Genomic DNA, 16,081 nt, shown 5'->3' on the forward strand with positions numbered 1-16,081 from the left:
ATCGGACAGGAAAACGAGCGGACTACTACAGCATCCGAAGGAAGGAACGTAGACGTACGAAACATGAGCCAACGAGATTCGACACTACTACTCAAACCGGCGCTGCTCGTCATGGGCGCCGTCGTCATGGCCGTCGTGGTCACGCTGGCGGTCAACGGACTGCTGGCGTTCACCGGCTTCGGATTCGTCGGCCAACAGCCAGTGGCCGCGAACGGATCCGGCGGCGGCGGTGGCGTGATGGAGCTGCCGGGCGAGTGGAGTGGTAACAAGTGGTACAGCGAGGACTACCGGGAGGACGGGTTCAAGTACAAGGACCCGGAGGCCGGGAAGGAGGTCAAGTTCTCCCCGAAGAAGATGAACAACTCGACGCTCCCGGAGAACGAGAACCGGAAGGAGCTCATCAAGTACGGACGGAAGCTCTTCGCCAACACGTCCAAGATGATGCCCAACCACACGGGCAGCACCCGGATGTCGTGCGCCCACTGCCACGGCGGCGGTGACATGCCCACGACGACGGGCATGGTCGGCCAGGACATCGACATGATTCCGCTGGTCGGCACCGCGGCGGGCTACCCCGAGTGGACCGGCCGCACCCAGCGCATGCGCGACATGCGCCAGCGCATCATGGGTTGCTTCCTCCGTAGCATGGACGCCGCGAACGCGGAAGAGGGCGTCCCGGCCTACGACAGCAGGGAGATCCAGGCCATGGAGACCTACATGGTCTGGCTGAACAAGGGAACGCCCAGCCAGCGGGTTCCCTACTGGCGCCACATCGAGAAGCCGGAAGGCGACGAGAAGGTCCCGGTGCCGGAGGTCAACCCCGTCCGCGGAGCGGAACTCTACCTCGAGAACTGCGCGTCCTGCCACGGCAAGGACGGCCAGGGCACCGAGGGCCAGTACCCGCCGCTGTGGGGTAACAACTCCTTCAACGACGGCGCCGGCATGGGGCGGATGTACACGTCCGCCGGCTTCATCCGCGAGGCCATGCCGTACGGTTCCGGCCACTCGTTCGAGAACTGGGAGGACGTCCAGGACGTCGCCGGGTTCATGAACGCGCACAAGCGGCCCCACCTCCCGCGACAGCCCCAGGACTGGAAGGTCTCTGGCGTGAAGAAGGAAGGTATCTACTACCAGCGCGCCCAGGAACACTGGAACTACAGCATGAACCCGATGACCAAGAAGCTCATGATCGCCGGCATCCCCATCGGGGAACAGCCGGTCAACGAGAGCGTCATCCCGGACGACGTCGAGCGGTACGACGAGCCGCTCCGGGACGTCGAGGTCGACGGTTCGTGGAAGACCACGTGGTACAACGAGTCGAACACCTACGCCAACTGGGAGATGAAGCCCGACTCGGCCGACTCGAACGGTTCGAACAACTCGAGCAGTTCGCAGTCGCTGACCGCCCAGGGGGCGATCACCGACGCGATGGGTAGCGACGCGGCCGCCGCGGACGCGAACCAGGCCAGCTAACTCGCACCCACCACATCTCAGAACACACGTGACGAGCGCACCGACGACGACTGCGGTGTTTCTGGCCGGCGTCGTGACGATACTGACGCCGTGCTGTCTGCCGATGATTCCGGTCCTCGTAGTGGGTAGTGCCGGCCACCGGTTGCGCCCGGTCGCCATCGTCACCGGGAGCACGCTCACGTTCACCGTTCTCGGCGTTGCGACGGGGACCATCGGCGCGCTCACGCCCGACGACGTCCGGTTGCCGTTCGCCGTCCTCATGCTGGCGTTCGGTGCGGTGATGGCCGACGAGGACCTCAACGAGGTGTACTCCCGCTACGCGTCGAAGCTCACCGGTCGGGCCAGCACGGCGACGCGGGCCATCGACGAGGAACAGCGTCCGCTGGCGAACGGCTTCCTCGTCGGACTGCTCCTCGGCGTCATCTGGCTCCCCTGCGTAGGCCCGATCCTCGGGGGCGTGCTCGCGTACGTCGGCACGACGGGCGACGTCGCGGGGAGCGCGCAGTTGCTGTTCACCTACGGCGTCGGATTCTCCGTCCCGCTGCTCGGCGTCGCCTACGCGACCAGGCGCGGCGGACGGCGGGTCGTCGACTCGCTCACCGACGGCGGCGTCGCCAGAAGCGTGGAGACGGTGACGGGGTACAGTTTCGTACTGCTCGGGGTGGCGATGCTGTTCGGACTGGACAAGCTGGCGCTCGCCGCACTCGTCGAACTGATATAACGATGCTACGAGACAACACGACAGACGGGGACGAATCGAGAGGGGAACGATGACAGGGTTCACCAACGTACTCAGCCGACTCATGCGGCTCCTGCGGTGGCTCGTCGAGAGCCGCGGCGTCAAGTGGGGGACGCTCGTCGCGGGCGTCGTCTCGCTGGCGCTCGTGTTCGGCGTCGCCTCCGACACGATGTACGGCATCGAACACGGCGCGAACCTGCTGGCATACTGGCACATCGCGCTGGCGTGGGTCGCCGCGGTCGCGCTCGGCACGACGTTCGTCGGGAGCGCGCTGTACCTCCGCTACAGGGGGCGGTTCTGGAACCGCCTCGCCCACAGCGCGGGCGAGATCGGGTTCCTGTTCGCCACGCTCACCCTGCTCCTCGGCAGCATGTGGGGGAAGGTGATCTGGAACTCGTGGTGGGAGTGGACCGACGTGCGACTGGTGACGTTCCTCGTCGTCTGGTTCATCTACGCGGGCTACCTGGTGGTCTACTCGGCGACCGAGCGCGACAGCGACGAGCTGTACGCCGCCGTGTACGGTGTCATCGGGTTCGTGACGGTCCCCATCTCGTACCTGTCCACGCGGCTGTGGACGCCGACGTTCCACGAGACGACGGTCGGGAACCCCCAGGTCAGCGCCAACATCGACCCGCTCACGCTCGTCGCGTCGCTGGTCGCGGCCAGCTTCCTGTACCTCTACCTCGTCGGACTGCGGATCAACATGCACGAACTGGAAGACAAGATACTTCGGCTCCACTCACCGAGGAGGTCCTGACGATGGAACCACTACTGCTCGCCGGATACACGACCGTGTTCGTCGTCCTGTTCGGGTACGTCACCTACCTGCAGCGGCGGATGAGCCGACTCGAACGGCGCGTGACGGACCTGCGCGACTGACGCGGACCAGCGCGACGGTCGGCGCGCGCTGCCGCGTGGCGATACGATTTCTGCGTCGCCGCGCGAGAACGACGGCGACGAGCGAGCACTCACGACACCCGAGCATCCCGCTCGCGTGTAACCGTTCCGAACGGTTCCGCGAAAGTTTACTATGGTTTTATCACAACCGTGCAATACAGTGAGTAGTATGCGTCTCGAAACGGACATCGACGGGACGGCAACGAGACGGTCGTTCCTGCGAGGGGCTGCTGCAGCCGTCGGGACGACGGCCGCCGCGAGCGCGGGGGTCGGGACGACGACGGCCCAGAGCGGCCCGGACTACGGGGACTGGTTCAGCAACACGGATAACTTCGACGGAACGTACGACTACACCGGCAAGAAGGAGGTGACGGTGTACGTCGGGACGGACGGCAACGGCACCGCCTACGGGTTCGGCCCAGCCGCCGCGATCCGCGTCGACCCCGGCACGAAGGTCACGTGGGAGTGGACCGGGAAGGGCGGCTCGCACAACGTCGAGGCCTCGGACGGGTCGTTCAAGAGCGACATGTACTCCGACGCTGGCGCGACGTTCTCCCACACGTTCGAGAAGGAGGGGACGTTCGAGTACTTCTGTCGCCCCCACAAGATGATGGGCATGAAGGGCGCCGTGGTCGTCGGCGGGTCCGGCGGCAAGGACCCGAGCGGGCTGAGCGCACCCCAGGTCGACAGCGGTGGCGGAGGCGGCGAGAGCGGCGGCAGCGGTGACGGCGACGGGTCCGGGTCGAACAACTCGACGCTGGTCAGCGCGAGCGTCCTGACGGGCGGCGTGATGGCCTTCCTCTCGCCGATCGTGTTCGGCATCTTCCTGCTGTTGCAGAGCTCCGACGACGGGCCCGAATAGCGGCGTCCCGACCGGATTCGTCGACGGATAACGGTTGCGAACCGCTCGCGTCCAGGGCAATCTTCTCGCGATGCGTTCGATCGGAGGTCCGAACGGAAACGCCGTCGAGCGACGGCGTCTCCACTAGAGGACAGTCGGCAGTTCGGCGAGCGACTGGAGGATGTGAGTCGGCTCCGGGTCGCTCGCCGTCCGACGCCGGTCGCCGTAGGGCACCCAGACGGTGTCGATGCCGAGGTCGTTCGCGCCGGCGACGTCGGTCCGGAGCGAGTCGCCGATCTTCAGCGTGCGGTCGGGGGTCACCCCGAGGTCGGCCAGTGCGCGCTCGAACGGCTCTCGCGCCGGCTTGACCCGGGGGACGTCGCTCCCGAACACGGTCGTCTCGAACCAGTCGCCGAGACCGACCGCGTCGAGACGGGTCTCGTGGGTGCGCGCCGGACCGTTGGTGACGAGCGCGCAGTCGTACGCCGCCGCCGCGTCCAGGGCCGTCCACGCGCCGGGGCGGAGCGACACGGCCTCGTGGTCGAGCGCGTCGCGGAACGCCCGTGCGAGCGCCGTCGCGTCCACGTCGACGCCGGCGGCCGCGGCAGCGGTCTCGAACACCCGTCGTTCGAAGGCTCCGGCGTCGATGGCCGTCGACCCGCTCCGGACCACCTCGGCCGCCCGTTCCAGCGTCGCCGGGTCACAGAACGGCTCGCGACCGACGGCGGCGCAGGCGGCCTCGAACGCGGCACCCGGCGGCTGGTCGTGCTCGACGAGCGTCCGGTCGAGGTCGAAGAGCAGGGCTTCGTACCCGTCGGAAGCGGTCATTCGTAGCCCTCGCTCGCGTCCCGCCACTCGTCGGCCAGCACGGCGTACCGCTCGACGTCACGGTACTTCCCGTCCGCGATGCGACACTCCCTGGCCGTCCCCTCGTGGACGAAGCCCAGTCGGTCGAGGAGGCGCTGGGACGACTCGTTCTCGGCGAACGCCTCGGCCGCGACGCGGTGGAGCCCCAGCTGGTCGACGGCGTGGTCGACCAGCAGCGAGACGGCCTCCGTCGCGTAGCCCTCGCCGCGGTGGTCCTCGTCCAGCCAGTAGCTGAGCGTGCCCGAGACGCGGTCGACGTCGAAGAGGTTGACTGCGCCGATCGGGACGACGGGGGCGTCGCCGGAACCGTCGGCGGTACCCCGCGACGGATCGTCCGCGCCGCCGAGCGCCGATTCGCTCGACGCCTCGCCGTCGGCGAGGCAGACGAGCAGGTTGAAGCTCGTCTCGTCGTCCGCCGTCGCCTCGACGAACGACTCGACGCGGCTCCGCGGCCACGGCGCGTCGAAGCCGAGCGTCCGGCGGAACGCCGGTTCGTTCCTGACGCGACCGAGGACGTCGACGTCGCGGTCGTCGCCGTCGACCGTCCGGAGGACCACGCGGTCCCCCCTGAGGAAGACGTGTCCTGGCATACGTCCCGACCGAGGGACGTGCGGGCCATAGTGATTTGGAGAACTTTCGTTCCCCGGGCGCGCGACCAGAACGTATTCCCGCCGGGAGCGCTGAGACCGACCGTATGGAGGGCCCGGAGGAGCACCCCGACGACGCTCGCACGGAGCGACCGCGGTTCGACGTCGACGGCGACTCGTTCGGCGGGCTGGCGGACGCCACGCGCCTCGCCATCCTGGACGTCCTGGCCCGGACCGACGGCGCGGTCGCGTACGCCGACCTGTTCGACCGGACGCCGGTCGAGGACAAGGGCCGGTTCAACTACCACCTGCGGCAGTTGCGCGACCGGTACGTCCGACAGGACGAGGACGGGTACGCGCTCACCCAGTCGGGGGCGTGGGCCTCGAACCTCCTCGCCGCCGGCGTGCTCGACGACGCGGTCGACCGGCCGTTCCGCGAGGTCGACGCCGTCTGCGGTCGCTGTGGCACCGCGGCCGTCGAGATGGGGTACCGCGACGGCGAAGGCGTCGTGCGGTGCCGGGACTGCGACGAGCGGCTCACCCGGTTCGACTTCCCGTCCGGCGCTGCGGCCGACCTCCCGCTCGACGCGTTCGCCGACGCGTACGACCGACGCACGCGGGCGTACGTCGGCCTCGCGGACGACGGCGTCTGCCCGTTCTGCGGCCACGAGACGACGACCGAACTCCGGCCCGGGGCCGCACGGCGACCGGACGGGCTCCCCGTCGTCTGCGAGTGCTCGCGCTGCTCGGCGGGGCTGGCGGCCCCGCTCGGCCTCGTCCTCGCGAACCGGTCGCGGGTCGCGGCGGCGCTCCACGACCGCGGCGTCGACCCCGACGGGGGCCGGTTCTGGGAGCAGCCGTGGTGTACGTTCTCCGCGCCGACGGTCCACGGGACGGACCCGCTGGTCGTCGCACTCGAAGTGGAGGCAGACGACGCGATGGAGGGTGAGGACGGGACGGGTGACGCGGACGGCGGGACGGTGCGGTTCCTGGTGGACGCGGCCGTCGAACTGGTGGCGATAGAGCGCTGAGAGGGGCGCAGTCGCCGAAGAACGGTTTCTCAGTGGTGGAGCTGTTCGGGGACGGGACTCTCCTCGTGACGCAGTCGCTCGACGAGCGACCGCATGGCGTCCTCGTCCATCCCGTCGTAGCGCTCGGCCGCGTCGAGCACCATCGCGACCAGCTTCGGGTCGCCCGGGCTGACGACGCTCGTCATCCCCGTCGCGGCGGCGTAGTCGAACCGCTCCCGTATCTCGGTGGGCGTGTCGACCGGCTCGTACCAGTTCGCGTACGGGCGGTCCTCGGCGGGCAGTTCGTCGGTCGGCGGCCACGGTCCCTTCGCGAAGGCCTTGATGCCGAGCGTGCCGACGTCGAGGTCGTCGGCGCGCTCCAGCACCGCCTCGTAGTCGTGCTCGTCGTCGTCCTTGCCGGCGACGACCGGGTTCATGGGGAACATCACGGTCGCCAGGTCGTCGATGCGGTCGAGGGCGTCCAGGATGAGGTCGGGGTCGCCGTGGCTCGTCAGACCGACGTGGTCGACGAGCCCCTCCGACTTCGCGTCGCGGATGGCTTCGAGCGCGCCGCCCCCGCCCGTGATGGTGTCCAGTTCCGACTCGTACTCCAGGCCGTGGACCTGGTAGAGGTCGATGGTGTCGACGCCGAGGCGGTCGAGCGACCGTTCGAGCTTCCGCCGCGCCCCCTCGTACTCCCGTTCCTGCGTCTTGCAGCCGAGGAATATCTCCTCGCGGTGCTGGCGCAGCTTCGGCCCGAGCTTGAGCTCCGCGTCCCCGTAGGTCGGGGCGACGTCGAAGTGGTTGACGCCGTGGTCGAGCAGGAGTTCGACCATCTGGTTCGCGCCCTCCTGTTCGAGCCAGTTGAGCGCGATGGCGCCGAAGGTCATGACGGTGCTGTCGTGGCCGGTCTCGCCCAGAGCACGTGTCTCCATACCGCGGTGGTCGATTTCGGTTCACATAAACGATGCGTCCGCCCTCACGTCCGTCACAGAGTCGCGCCGCTATCCCTCCGACCGGTGCGGTGACGCTACGCCTTCCGCCCGCCGCTTGACGCCGAGCAGCATCTTCCGCGTCATCAGGAACGCCGGCAGTTCGATGAGAGCAAGCAGCGCCGGCCAGCGCGGCGACCACTCGACCCGCGCACGGTTCCGCGTGAGCAGTCGCGTCCGCCCGCCGGGGAGCGGTTCGAGAGCGAAGACCCAGGTGAGCTTTCCGCCGGGGAACGCCTCCGGAACGGTGACGAGCGCCCGCTCGGGGGCGACCGTCTCGACGAGGAGGTCGCCGCCGCCCAGCGGGATGGTCTCGCCGGCGTCGAGGTGCTGGTGCTCCGGCAGGAGTTCGTCCGCGCTCGGGGCGTCGAGCACGCCGAAGACGACGTCGAGCCAGTCGTAGCTGTAGAGCCCGCCGCGGGCGGCCCCCATCTGGACGAGCCACGGCCGGACGACGGCATACCCGCCGAGGAGCGCGAGGCCGACGGCGGCGACGCGCCGCGGCGTTACGGTCCGTTCGCTGGTGGTCATCGACGATGGTGTTCGCTCGCGACGGACGTGGGTGCGTCGGGCACCCGACGGTAGCCATCGATTCGGAGAGTTCGGGTCTCGTCCAGAACCGGGTAGTTGATTGGGCGCGTTCGAAAAGTGACGATATGGAACCCGAGACGTCCGACCGGAAGGACGATCACATCGACATCATCCTCGAAGAAGACGTCGAGACGGCGGGGAGCGGCTTCATCGACGTCCAGCTGGTCCACGAAGCGCTCCCGGAGATGCACCGGGGCGAGATCGACACCACAGTCGACTTCTGTGGCCACGAACTCGCCGCGCCGATCGTCATCGAGAGCATGACCGGCGGGCATTCCAACACGACGAAGATCAACCGGGCGCTGGCGGAAGCCGCCCAGGAGACGGGCATCGCGATGGGCGTCGGCAGCCAGCGGGCAGGACTGGAGGAACCGGACGACGAGGCACTCATGGAGTCGTTCACCGTCGTCCGGGACGTCGCGCCCGACGCATTCCTCTACGGGAACATCGGCGCCGCACAGCTCGCGGAGTACGGCGTCGAGGGCGTCGAGCGGGCGGTCGAAATGATCGACGCCGACGCGATGGCGATCCACCTCAACTTCCTGCAGGAGGCCGCCCAGCCCGAGGGCGACGTCGACGCGCGCGGCTGTCTCGCCGAAATCGAGACGGTGGCAAGCGAGCTCAGCGTCCCCGTCATCGTCAAGGAGACCGGGAACGGCCTCTCGCGCAGCACGGCGCGGCGGCTCACCGAGGCCGGCGTCGACGTGCTCGACGTCGCGGGGAAGGGCGGGACCACGTGGTCCGGCGTCGAAGCCTACCGTGCCGCCGCCGCCGGCGCCGACCGCCACGCGAAGATCGGCGAGCGGTTCCGGAGCTGGGGGATCCCGACGGCCGTCAGCACGATCGAGGCGGCGGACGTCAACCCGTGCGTCGTCGCCAGCGGCGGGGTCCGGTCCGGCCTCGACGTCGCGAAGGCCATCGCGCTCGGCGCGCGGGCGGGCGGGCTGGCGAAACCCTTCCTGCAGCCCGCGGGCACGGGGACCGACGCGGTCGTCGGCCTGATCGAGGACCTGACGGCCGAACTGGAGACGGCGATGTTCGTCTCCGGGTCGGAGTCGGTCGACGAACTGCGGACCGCGGACTACGTCCTGCTGGGCCGAACCAGGGAGTTCCTCGAACAGTGTTGAGCCGGTCGGCGGCCGCGGGCGTCCGCGCGTAGGTCGTTCAGCGCTCGTCGACAGGTCATCATTCAGCGCTCGTCGACAGGTCATCAGGGCGAGGGGCGGTGCCCGCGACCGAGGAGCGAGGGCGACCGTCGCGGTCCGCCACCCGCACTCGATTTTATGAGTGTTGAATCAGAAGGGACCGTATGGACGACGTCGACTTCGACGAACTCGTGGCATCGATGACGCTCCGCGAGGAGAACGAGGCGATCAAGAGCTACCAGAACACGGTGGCGATCGCCTGCCCGGCCTGCGACACGCCGTTCGACGACCTCGTCGTGTGCAAGGAGAATCCGACGAGCCTCAACCTCTCGAAGCAACTGGACCTGTGCGTGGGGACGGCGGACGAGAAGGCGCTCATCTTCACGCACAAGAAGTAAGCGGACCAGTCACCGGGCGCAGGGCACACCGTCCAGTTCGACCGACGGTGAGCGTCGGGGAGCGCGACGGACGTGTCCGCTGGTCGGCGTCGAGTGCGTGACCCGGATAGCACCGCTGTCTCGGACGTCGTCCTCCCTGGACTCCGCGAGTGGCGTAGAAACGACGGCTGTCGCACGGCGAGATGTCGCCCGGAACACTAACTTCCAGCCTCATCCCGGGGCAGCGTGCCGCGTCGGCTGGCAAACCCTCGTGCCGGGCGGGTGGACTGCGCGCCACCGGACGGGTCGCGCTACGGGCGACCGAAACTGCGGGTCGATGTCGCGCACCCGGGTTCTCCGCGCGTTCATCGCGCCCAAGACGGGCGTGCTCGGGCGGGGACTTGAGGTGCGCACCCGAACGTAGTGGTTCGACCAGTTAAGACCTTCCGGGGTTCGACGACGTTCCGCGGCGACGCGTCGAGGGGCAGTGAAGAACGGGTTCAGACGGTGTACTCGGACTCGGGCAACTGGACGTACCCGCCGTTGCGGAAGCCGTACTTCGTCTTCTTGTACGTCGCGGCGAGCTTCGCGCCGCGGACGCCCGAGGAGAGCTTGGTGTTGATGACGCTTCCCCCGTCGTCGCCGGGAAGCAGGTTGTCGACCATCGAGAACGCGCGGTCCCAGTCGTCCGGACTGTAGTCGGCGACGATGTCGGCGAACGAGACGTTGCGGAGGATTTCGTCGCCGATGGCCGCCTTCCACTCGTCGTTGTACGACGCCAGCGAGTCGGTGGCGGCGAGTTCGCCGGCGATCTTCCCGGTGCGGACGGCGACGTGGTAGCCGCCCTCGTGGAACGCGCTGGTGGTCCCCATCGCACCGCCGGCGACGGCGATGCCCGCGCCGGTCGGCGAGTCGATGGGACGGGTCGAAGAGATGGCGTAGGTCTCGGTGCCGCCGGACTTCCCGCGACCCTCCACGATGGGGAAGTCGCGCTCGACGTCGTACTCGTCGCCGTACTCGCGTTCGAGCAGGCGGCGGACGTACTCGCCGCCGCGGGGGATGCGCTCGTCGTCGGGGCGCAGCAGGTCGTAGTCCTCGCGGTCCTCGACGGCGTCGACGTCCATCCCGATGGGCATCGTCAGCCCGACGCGGGCGACCGTGCCGTCGTTCGGGAACACCCACGGGTACGCCGTCTCGCCCGGCATGACGCCCCACCAGAACTTCAGCGTCGACGGCTCGAACAGTTCCTCGGGGAACTCGCGGTACTCCTGGTAGGCGATGTGGTTCGCCTCGGGCGGCGAGAGGTGCTCGCTCGCCGACCGACCGTCTGGAAGAAACTGGTCGAGGGCGTCCAGGGTCACCTGGCGCTGGGGGCCGTCGGCGAGCACGAGGTACTCGGCGGCCACGTCCTCGCCGTCCGCGAGGGCGACGGTGTGACGGTACCGGGCGTCGAGGTCCGTGTCGACGCCCCTGACGCCGACGCCGACGCGGTACTCTGCGCCGGCCGCCTCGGCGCGCTCGCGGAACCAGTCGTCCAGCCGGGCGCGGTGGAAGGTGAACCCGAACTTCGGGTAGCTGGCCTCGATGCCGGTGCTGTCGAGGACGCAGGACTCGTTCGGACCGAGGAACTCGACCCGGTCGAGTTCCTGCAGGACCACCTCGTCCGGGACGTCGCGGTAGTCCTCGTCCATGATGTCCACCCAGTAGTCGAGCATCCCCGCGGCGTCGGTCGAGTCCGGCCCCAGGACCTCGCGGTCGGCCCGCGGGACGCCTTTCTCCAGGACGACCGTGTCGGCCCCACGCTCGGCAGCCTGCTCCGCCGCTGCCATCCCGGCCGGGCCACCCCCGACGATAGCTACGTCGAAACGCTCCATATCACTAGCCTACTCGACAAAGGGTACTAAATTCTTGACCTTCTGCGCTGGCACTGATGCTCCACTGGGCCCTCTCTGACCCAGTCGTCGACGTCCGGACCCTCCTGGCCACGCCAACCCATCGCACCGATGACCGGATTCGGAACCTTTGAATCGACCCCCCTGAAACTGTACTCCGTGTCTCGGCGTAGTCTCTTCGTCTCGCTCAGTTCGATGGTCTTCCTGGTGAACTTCGCCCGGGTGGTGTTCGCGCCGCTCGTGGAACCGCTGAAGGCGGCGTTCACCGTCGGCGACGCCACCGTCGGACTGATCGCGACGCTCGCGTGGCTCGGGAGCGCGCTCCCCCGCATCCCGACGGGCTACCTGCTCACGCGGGTCCCGCGCCACCATGTCGTCCTCGCGACGGGCGGCGTGCTCACCGTCGCCGCCGGCTTCACGGCGGTGGCGGAATCCATCGCGGTGCTCGGCCTCGGTGCGTTCCTGATGGGGCTGGCCAGCGGCGCGTACTTCATCGCCGCGAACCCGCTGGTGAGCGAGCTCTACCCCGAGCGCGTCGGACGGGCCATCGGCATCCACGGCACCGCGAGCCAGACCGCGGCCGTTGCCGCGCCGCTGTTCGTCGGGGCCGTCCTCGCGCAGACCGGCGTCGCCGGGTGGCGGCTCGTCATGGGCACCATCGGCGTCGCGGCGGCGGTCGCGACCGTCGTCCTCTTCGTCGTCGCGCGGCGCACCGACCTCCCGGAGGCGGGAACGGCCGACCGCGCGCTGCTCGCCGCGCTACGCCGCCAGTGGCCCATCATCCTCAGCGGCGTCGCCATCATCGGCGCGACGGGGTTCGTCTGGAACGGGCTGTTCAACTTCTACCCGACCTACCTGGAGACGAAGGGGCTCGCCCCCGGCACGGCGCGGACGATGCTCACCGTCGTCTTCGCCACGGGCGTCCCGGCGTTCTGGGTGACGGGGCGACTCGCCGACCGCGTGCCCCACGTCCCGCTCATGCTCGCCATCCTCGGCGGGTTCGTCACCTGCCTGTTCGCCATCGTCGCCGTCGACGGCTTCGTCGCCATCCTCGCCGTGACCGCCGTGCTGGGCTACGTCATCCACAGCCTCTTCCCGGCGCTGGACACGTACATGCTCGACTCGCTGCCGGACGAGAACCGCGCCAGCGCCTACGCCCTCTACAGCGGGACGATGATGATCGTGCAGGCGAGCGGCAGTTCCGTCGTCGGCGCGCTGAGCGGCACCTACGCGTTCGACGCCATCTTCCAGACGTTCGGCGTCGGCCTCGTCGCCATCCTCGGCGTGCTCCTCGCGCTGCACTCGCTCGACCGGTTGCCGACCGAGGCCGCGACCGGATAGAAGCGTTCCGCGTTCGCTCCCTTTTTGACGGCGCTCTCCTAACCCATCCCCGATGGAGTACGTCCAGGAGCGGATCGCGACGCTCCACGACCTGACCGGCGACGCCCCCGACGTCCCCACCGGCGACGCCGCCGTCGTCGTTCCGATGGCGGACCGCGAACTCCAAACGCCGGCCGCCCGGCGCGTCCTCTCGGAACTGGAGGTCGTCGACCCCGGCGCGGTCGTCGTGCCGCTCCGCGCGGCCCCGGAGAACGTCGGAGCGTTCCGGGACTGGCTGGCGTCGTACGACCTGCCGACGACCCTGCTGTGGTGCAACGGGCCGGGCGTCGCCGACCTGCTTTCGACCCACGACCTCGACGGCCCGGCGGGCAAGGGCCGGGACGTCTGGCTGGCGCTCGGCGTCGCTGCCGACCGGGCCGACCACGTCGTCGTCCACGACGCCGACGCCAAGACCTACGACGCGACCTGGGTGCCGCGCCTGCTCGCCCCCGTCGCGGGCGAGTTCTCGTTCGCGAAGGGCTACTACGCCCGCGTCGAGGACGACCGCCTCTACGGCCGCCTCTTCCGCCTGTTCTACGCGCCGCTGGTGGCCGCGCTCGACGAGCGCCACGACGCGGCGGTGCTGGACTACCTCGCGGCGTTCCGGTACGCGCTGGCGGGCGAGTTCGCCGCGACCGCCGACCTCGCTCGCGACCTCCGGATCGAACGCAAGTGGGGGCTGGAGGTCGGGACGCTCGGGGGTGCGTTCGAGTACGCCGGCACCGACGGCACCGCGCAGGTCGACCTCGGACGGTACGAGCACGACCACCGCGGCGTCGACGGCCCCGGCGGCCTCTCGGCGATGAGCGAGGGGGTCGCCGCGGCGCTGTTCCGCGTGTGCGAGGCGCACGGCGTCGCGCCCGACTACCCCTCGCTCGCGGAGCGCTACCGGGAGACGGCCGACCGGTTCGTCCGACAGTACGCGGCCGACGCCGCGCACAACGGCCTGGCGTACGACCCGGTGGAGGAACGCGAGCAGGTCGCCACCTACGCCGACGCCGTCGCGCCGCCGAGCGATGGGAGCACGCTACCCGCCTGGTCCGACGTCGCGCTGACGCCGGACGCCGTCGTCGACGCCGCCCGACCGCGCGTCCCGGGGCAGCCCTCGGACTAGGGGCGGGGGTCCGTTCCGCGATATTTAAACGCGCGAAGGCCGAACCGGGAGACATGGCAGAACCGCGCGTACCGGGCGGTCGCGGGGCGGAGCTGGAGCTCCCCTGCGGCGAGTCGGTGCACGTCCACGACCTCGACATGGGGATGCGGGAGTACGACTGCGACTGCGGTGACGCCCACGCCGTCGTCATGGACGTCCACCCGCCGTCCCGGTTCGTCCCAGAGTTCCTCGTCGACGTGCTCCGGGAGACGGTCGACACGGCAGACGAGACGGGGGAGTTCGGAACGATGCACGTCATGGGGGTCGTGATGGAGGAGTTCCCCGGCGAGGTCGCGAGCGAGAACGTCGAGGAGGACCAGGACGTCGGCTACTCGCTCGTGTGGGTGACCGACTTCGACTCGCGGCGACTCCACGAGGTCGTCGTCGAACTCGTCGTCGAACTGATGGAGCACGCCGTCAGCCACGCCGACGACTCCGACGCGATGACCCAGTTCGAGGAGGCGATGCTGGACTTCGACGTGCCGGAGTTCGTCGAGCAGTACCGCCGCGAGCGCGACTTCTCCGGACCCCACGACACCGCTCGCTGACTCCGCTGGCTCTCGCGAGCACCCGTGCTGGCCCTCGCGAGCATCCTTCTCCCCGTTCCGCGCGTGCGTCTGACACACGTCTGACGTACAACTAAGTGTGAATCGACCGGTATGTCGTGCATGGACACTCTTGGGAGAGAGTTCGAGCGCATCCGGGAGGTCGTCGCCGAGGCCGACGTCGACGGACCACTGACGGCGAAGGAGATTCTGACGCTGCTCGAGGAGTGCGACGAGGAGTTCGAGAGTGCCCACGAGATAGCCACCATCCTGGGTCGACAGGCAGAGTACGGCGACGTCCGGGTCATCCGGTCGTCACCCTACCAGTACGAACTCGGCGAACGAGCGTAATCGAGGCGAGCAAACGGCGATGGACGCGGCCGACGGCACGCGCCGTCGACACCAAACCTACAAGTTCTGGCGGTACGGCCTCCTATCCGATGCTAGACGAGTTGCTCGGGCGCGCGGAGCTGAAAGAACGCATCGAGGACCTCGAAGAGGAGAAGCGTCACCTCGAGCGCCAGCTGGACGCCGAACAGGAGCGCCGCTCGGAGGCCGCGACGGCCCGGCAGGACGCCGAGGAGCGGGTCAACCGGCTCGAGGACCGCGTCGCCGAACTCCAGGACCGCGTCGAGCGCCTCGGGAGCGACGACCCCGACCTCGACTACCGGGGCGTCGAGACGCTACGGGGCGACCGCCTCGACGCCGTCCTCGACCGCCTCGACGCCGTCGAGACCGGACCGGAGGAGGCGCTGACGGCGTTCGTCGGCGACGGCATCCCCGACGAGGTCCGGTCAGCGTTCGACGACCACGCCACGCTCGTCGACCGGGCGGCACCCTGTCTCGCCGTGACCGACGACGCCGGCCTCGTCAGCGCCGCGCTCGTCCCGCCGGCTCCGCCCGAACCGTTCGTCGAGTGGGGTGACGGCTTCCGGGTGAACCGGCGCTGGTTCCAGCCCGAGGGGGAGTTCGCCCTCGCACTCGTCCGCTCGGACGTGTTCGCACTCGGGGAGTTCTCCGGCCGCGAGCGCACCGCCTTCGAGGGGTTCGAGAGCGACGTGAAGGCCGACCACTCCAAGGGCGGCTTCTCGCAGGGTCGGTTCGAGCGCCGCCGCGACGCCCAGATAGCGGAGCACGTCGAGCAGTGCCGCGAACGCATCGCGGCGCGCGACGCCGACCGTTGCTACGTCGTCGGCCAGAAAACGCTCCTCTCGGAGTTCCACGACGAGGCCGACCGGACGGCGGCGGTCGACGCGACCGGGAACCCCGAGGACGCGCTCGACGACGCCGTCCACGAGTTCTGGACGACGCGACTGTACCGCATCTGACGGAGGGGCGCATCCTGTTCCTGGCGCTCCGGTCCGTCATCCGTCCAGTTCGGCGTGGAACAGCAGGCGACCGCACTCCGGACACATCCGGGCCGTCACGTCCTTCGATTCCTTCGCGCCGAGCGACCCGAGGATGCCGTCGCGAGCCTCGTTCGTCTTCACGTGCGGGTTCCACGCGTCGCTCATGCCGAACTTCACCTGTTCCATCGTGACGTCGCAGTCGGGGCAGCGTTTCGGGCCGGACATGCGTCACGTTCGTCGAGG

At 69.2% G+C, this 16,081-nt stretch carries 19 protein-coding genes; 13 read left to right on the forward strand and 6 right to left on the reverse strand.

Annotated elements, in window-relative coordinates; genetic code table 11:
• Window positions 1–63: 63 nt before the first annotated feature.
• From NKT36_RS05775 to NKT36_RS05795, 5 genes are all read left to right on the forward strand, one after another.
• Window positions 64–1,473, forward strand: a complete 1,410-nt coding sequence (locus tag NKT36_RS05775; RefSeq protein WP_327053004.1) for a c-type cytochrome — start codon at window positions 64–66, stop codon at window positions 1,471–1,473.
• A 28-nt stretch (window positions 1,474–1,501) separates the two neighbouring features.
• Complete coding sequence (locus NKT36_RS05780) at window positions 1,502–2,194, forward strand: cytochrome c biogenesis CcdA family protein (protein ID WP_327053005.1); 693 nt, start codon at window positions 1,502–1,504, stop codon at window positions 2,192–2,194.
• Between the two features lie 49 nt (window positions 2,195–2,243).
• Window positions 2,244–2,969, forward strand: coding sequence for a cytochrome c biogenesis protein CcsA (gene ccsA / locus NKT36_RS05785; RefSeq protein ID WP_327053006.1), 726 nt, complete (start codon window positions 2,244–2,246; stop codon window positions 2,967–2,969).
• Between the two features lie 2 nt (window positions 2,970–2,971).
• Window positions 2,972–3,091, forward strand: coding sequence for a CcmD family protein (locus NKT36_RS05790; RefSeq protein ID WP_327053007.1), 120 nt, complete (start codon window positions 2,972–2,974; stop codon window positions 3,089–3,091).
• Between the two features lie 187 nt (window positions 3,092–3,278).
• Window positions 3,279–3,971, forward strand: a complete 693-nt coding sequence (locus NKT36_RS05795) for a halocyanin domain-containing protein (protein ID WP_327053008.1) — start codon at window positions 3,279–3,281, stop codon at window positions 3,969–3,971.
• A 123-nt stretch (window positions 3,972–4,094) separates the two neighbouring features.
• Here the strand turns inward: NKT36_RS05795 and NKT36_RS05800 are convergent, their stop codons facing one another.
• Together NKT36_RS05800 and NKT36_RS05805 are read right to left on the reverse strand one after the other, a co-directional pair.
• Window positions 4,095–4,778, reverse strand: a complete 684-nt coding sequence (locus NKT36_RS05800) for an HAD family hydrolase (protein WP_327053009.1) — start codon at window positions 4,776–4,778, stop codon at window positions 4,095–4,097.
• On the reverse strand, window positions 4,775–5,407 hold the full coding sequence (locus NKT36_RS05805; RefSeq protein WP_327053010.1) for a GNAT family N-acetyltransferase: 633 nt from the start codon (window positions 5,405–5,407) through the stop codon (window positions 4,775–4,777). The genes NKT36_RS05800 and NKT36_RS05805 overlap by 4 nt, the downstream gene beginning before the upstream one ends.
• A 104-nt stretch (window positions 5,408–5,511) precedes the next feature.
• On the opposite strand from NKT36_RS05805, the gene NKT36_RS05810 reads away from it, so the two are divergent.
• Window positions 5,512–6,435 carry a DUF7351 domain-containing protein gene (locus tag NKT36_RS05810; protein WP_327053011.1) on the forward strand — a complete coding sequence of 308 codons (924 nt, stop codon included), beginning with the start codon at window positions 5,512–5,514 and terminating at the stop codon, window positions 6,433–6,435.
• Window positions 6,436–6,464: 29 nt separating this feature from the next.
• On the opposite strand, the gene NKT36_RS05815 is transcribed toward NKT36_RS05810, so the two are convergent.
• Together NKT36_RS05815 and NKT36_RS05820 are read right to left on the reverse strand one after the other, a co-directional pair.
• Window positions 6,465–7,349: an aldo/keto reductase gene (locus tag NKT36_RS05815; RefSeq protein ID WP_327053012.1), complete on the reverse strand. Its 885-nt coding sequence runs from the start codon at window positions 7,347–7,349 to the stop codon at window positions 6,465–6,467.
• 69 nt (window positions 7,350–7,418) lie between these two features.
• The gene (locus NKT36_RS05820; RefSeq protein ID WP_327053013.1) at window positions 7,419–7,937 is read right to left on the reverse strand and encodes a hypothetical protein; all 519 of its coding nucleotides are present in this window, start codon (window positions 7,935–7,937) and stop codon (window positions 7,419–7,421) included.
• Window positions 7,938–8,062: 125 nt separating this feature from the next.
• Between NKT36_RS05820 and fni the strand changes: the two genes are divergently transcribed.
• Both fni and NKT36_RS05830 read left to right on the forward strand, forming a co-directional pair.
• Window positions 8,063–9,124, forward strand: a complete 1,062-nt coding sequence (gene fni / locus NKT36_RS05825; RefSeq protein ID WP_327053014.1) for a type 2 isopentenyl-diphosphate Delta-isomerase — start codon at window positions 8,063–8,065, stop codon at window positions 9,122–9,124.
• Between the two features lie 182 nt (window positions 9,125–9,306).
• Window positions 9,307–9,540: a DUF7385 family protein gene (locus NKT36_RS05830; protein WP_327053015.1), complete on the forward strand. Its 234-nt coding sequence runs from the start codon at window positions 9,307–9,309 to the stop codon at window positions 9,538–9,540.
• 479 nt (window positions 9,541–10,019) lie between these two features.
• Here NKT36_RS05830 and NKT36_RS05835 read toward each other — a convergent pair whose 3' ends face one another.
• Window positions 10,020–11,393, reverse strand: a complete 1,374-nt coding sequence (locus NKT36_RS05835) for an NAD(P)/FAD-dependent oxidoreductase (RefSeq protein WP_327053016.1) — start codon at window positions 11,391–11,393, stop codon at window positions 10,020–10,022.
• Window positions 11,394–11,606: 213 nt separating this feature from the next.
• Between NKT36_RS05835 and NKT36_RS05840 the strand changes: the two genes are divergently transcribed.
• From NKT36_RS05840 to NKT36_RS05860, 5 genes are all read left to right on the forward strand, one after another.
• On the forward strand, window positions 11,607–12,752 hold the full coding sequence (locus NKT36_RS05840) for an MFS transporter (RefSeq protein WP_407652234.1): 1,146 nt from the start codon (window positions 11,607–11,609) through the stop codon (window positions 12,750–12,752).
• 52 nt (window positions 12,753–12,804) lie between these two features.
• Window positions 12,805–13,905 carry a glycosyltransferase family protein gene (locus NKT36_RS05845; RefSeq protein ID WP_327053018.1) on the forward strand — a complete coding sequence of 367 codons (1,101 nt, stop codon included), beginning with the start codon at window positions 12,805–12,807 and terminating at the stop codon, window positions 13,903–13,905.
• Between the two features lie 53 nt (window positions 13,906–13,958).
• Entirely contained in the window at window positions 13,959–14,492 is a 534-nt protein-coding gene (locus tag NKT36_RS05850) for a DUF5815 family protein (protein WP_327053019.1), read from the forward strand.
• 120 nt (window positions 14,493–14,612) lie between these two features.
• Window positions 14,613–14,840: a hypothetical protein gene (locus tag NKT36_RS05855; protein ID WP_407652203.1), complete on the forward strand. Its 228-nt coding sequence runs from the start codon at window positions 14,613–14,615 to the stop codon at window positions 14,838–14,840.
• Window positions 14,841–14,929: 89 nt separating this feature from the next.
• Entirely contained in the window at window positions 14,930–15,817 is an 888-nt protein-coding gene (locus NKT36_RS05860) for a Vms1/Ankzf1 family peptidyl-tRNA hydrolase (protein ID WP_327053021.1), read from the forward strand.
• A gap of 36 nt (window positions 15,818–15,853) precedes the next feature.
• Here the strand turns inward: NKT36_RS05860 and NKT36_RS05865 are convergent, their stop codons facing one another.
• Window positions 15,854–16,063: a hypothetical protein gene (locus NKT36_RS05865; protein WP_327053022.1), complete on the reverse strand. Its 210-nt coding sequence runs from the start codon at window positions 16,061–16,063 to the stop codon at window positions 15,854–15,856.
• Window positions 16,064–16,081: the final 18 nt, after the last annotated feature.

Source organism: Halomicrococcus gelatinilyticus, from assembly GCA_024227995.1.
Lineage (GTDB): Archaea > Halobacteriota > Halobacteria > Halobacteriales > Haladaptataceae > Halomicrococcus > Halomicrococcus gelatinilyticus.

Bases quoted from the DNA above. Each gene is read 5' to 3' on its own strand.
- NKT36_RS05775 (WP_327053004.1), top strand. From the start codon at position 64: ATGAGCCAACGAGATTCGACACTACTACTCAAACCGGCGCTGCTCGTC.
- ccsA (WP_327053006.1), top strand. From the start codon at position 2,244: ATGACAGGGTTCACCAACGTACTCAGCCGACTCATGCGGCTCCTGCGG.
- NKT36_RS05790 (WP_327053007.1), top strand. From the start codon at position 2,972: ATGGAACCACTACTGCTCGCCGGATACACGACCGTGTTCGTCGTCCTG.
- NKT36_RS05795 (WP_327053008.1), top strand. From the start codon at position 3,279: ATGCGTCTCGAAACGGACATCGACGGGACGGCAACGAGACGGTCGTTC.
- NKT36_RS05800 (WP_327053009.1), bottom strand. From the start codon at position 4,778: ATGACCGCTTCCGACGGGTACGAAGCCCTGCTCTTCGACCTCGACCGG.
- NKT36_RS05805 (WP_327053010.1), bottom strand. From the start codon at position 5,407: ATGCCAGGACACGTCTTCCTCAGGGGGGACCGCGTGGTCCTCCGGACG.
- NKT36_RS05810 (WP_327053011.1), top strand. From the start codon at position 5,512: ATGGAGGGCCCGGAGGAGCACCCCGACGACGCTCGCACGGAGCGACCG.
- NKT36_RS05815 (WP_327053012.1), bottom strand. From the start codon at position 7,349: ATGGAGACACGTGCTCTGGGCGAGACCGGCCACGACAGCACCGTCATG.
- NKT36_RS05820 (WP_327053013.1), bottom strand. From the start codon at position 7,937: ATGACCACCAGCGAACGGACCGTAACGCCGCGGCGCGTCGCCGCCGTC.
- fni (WP_327053014.1), top strand. From the start codon at position 8,063: ATGGAACCCGAGACGTCCGACCGGAAGGACGATCACATCGACATCATC.
- NKT36_RS05830 (WP_327053015.1), top strand. From the start codon at position 9,307: ATGGACGACGTCGACTTCGACGAACTCGTGGCATCGATGACGCTCCGC.
- NKT36_RS05835 (WP_327053016.1), bottom strand. From the start codon at position 11,393: ATGGAGCGTTTCGACGTAGCTATCGTCGGGGGTGGCCCGGCCGGGATG.
- NKT36_RS05840 (WP_407652234.1), top strand. From the start codon at position 11,607: ATGGTCTTCCTGGTGAACTTCGCCCGGGTGGTGTTCGCGCCGCTCGTG.
- NKT36_RS05845 (WP_327053018.1), top strand. From the start codon at position 12,805: ATGGAGTACGTCCAGGAGCGGATCGCGACGCTCCACGACCTGACCGGC.
- NKT36_RS05850 (WP_327053019.1), top strand. From the start codon at position 13,959: ATGGCAGAACCGCGCGTACCGGGCGGTCGCGGGGCGGAGCTGGAGCTC.
- NKT36_RS05855 (WP_407652203.1), top strand. From the start codon at position 14,613: ATGGACACTCTTGGGAGAGAGTTCGAGCGCATCCGGGAGGTCGTCGCC.
- NKT36_RS05860 (WP_327053021.1), top strand. From the start codon at position 14,930: ATGCTAGACGAGTTGCTCGGGCGCGCGGAGCTGAAAGAACGCATCGAG.
- NKT36_RS05865 (WP_327053022.1), bottom strand. From the start codon at position 16,063: ATGTCCGGCCCGAAACGCTGCCCCGACTGCGACGTCACGATGGAACAG.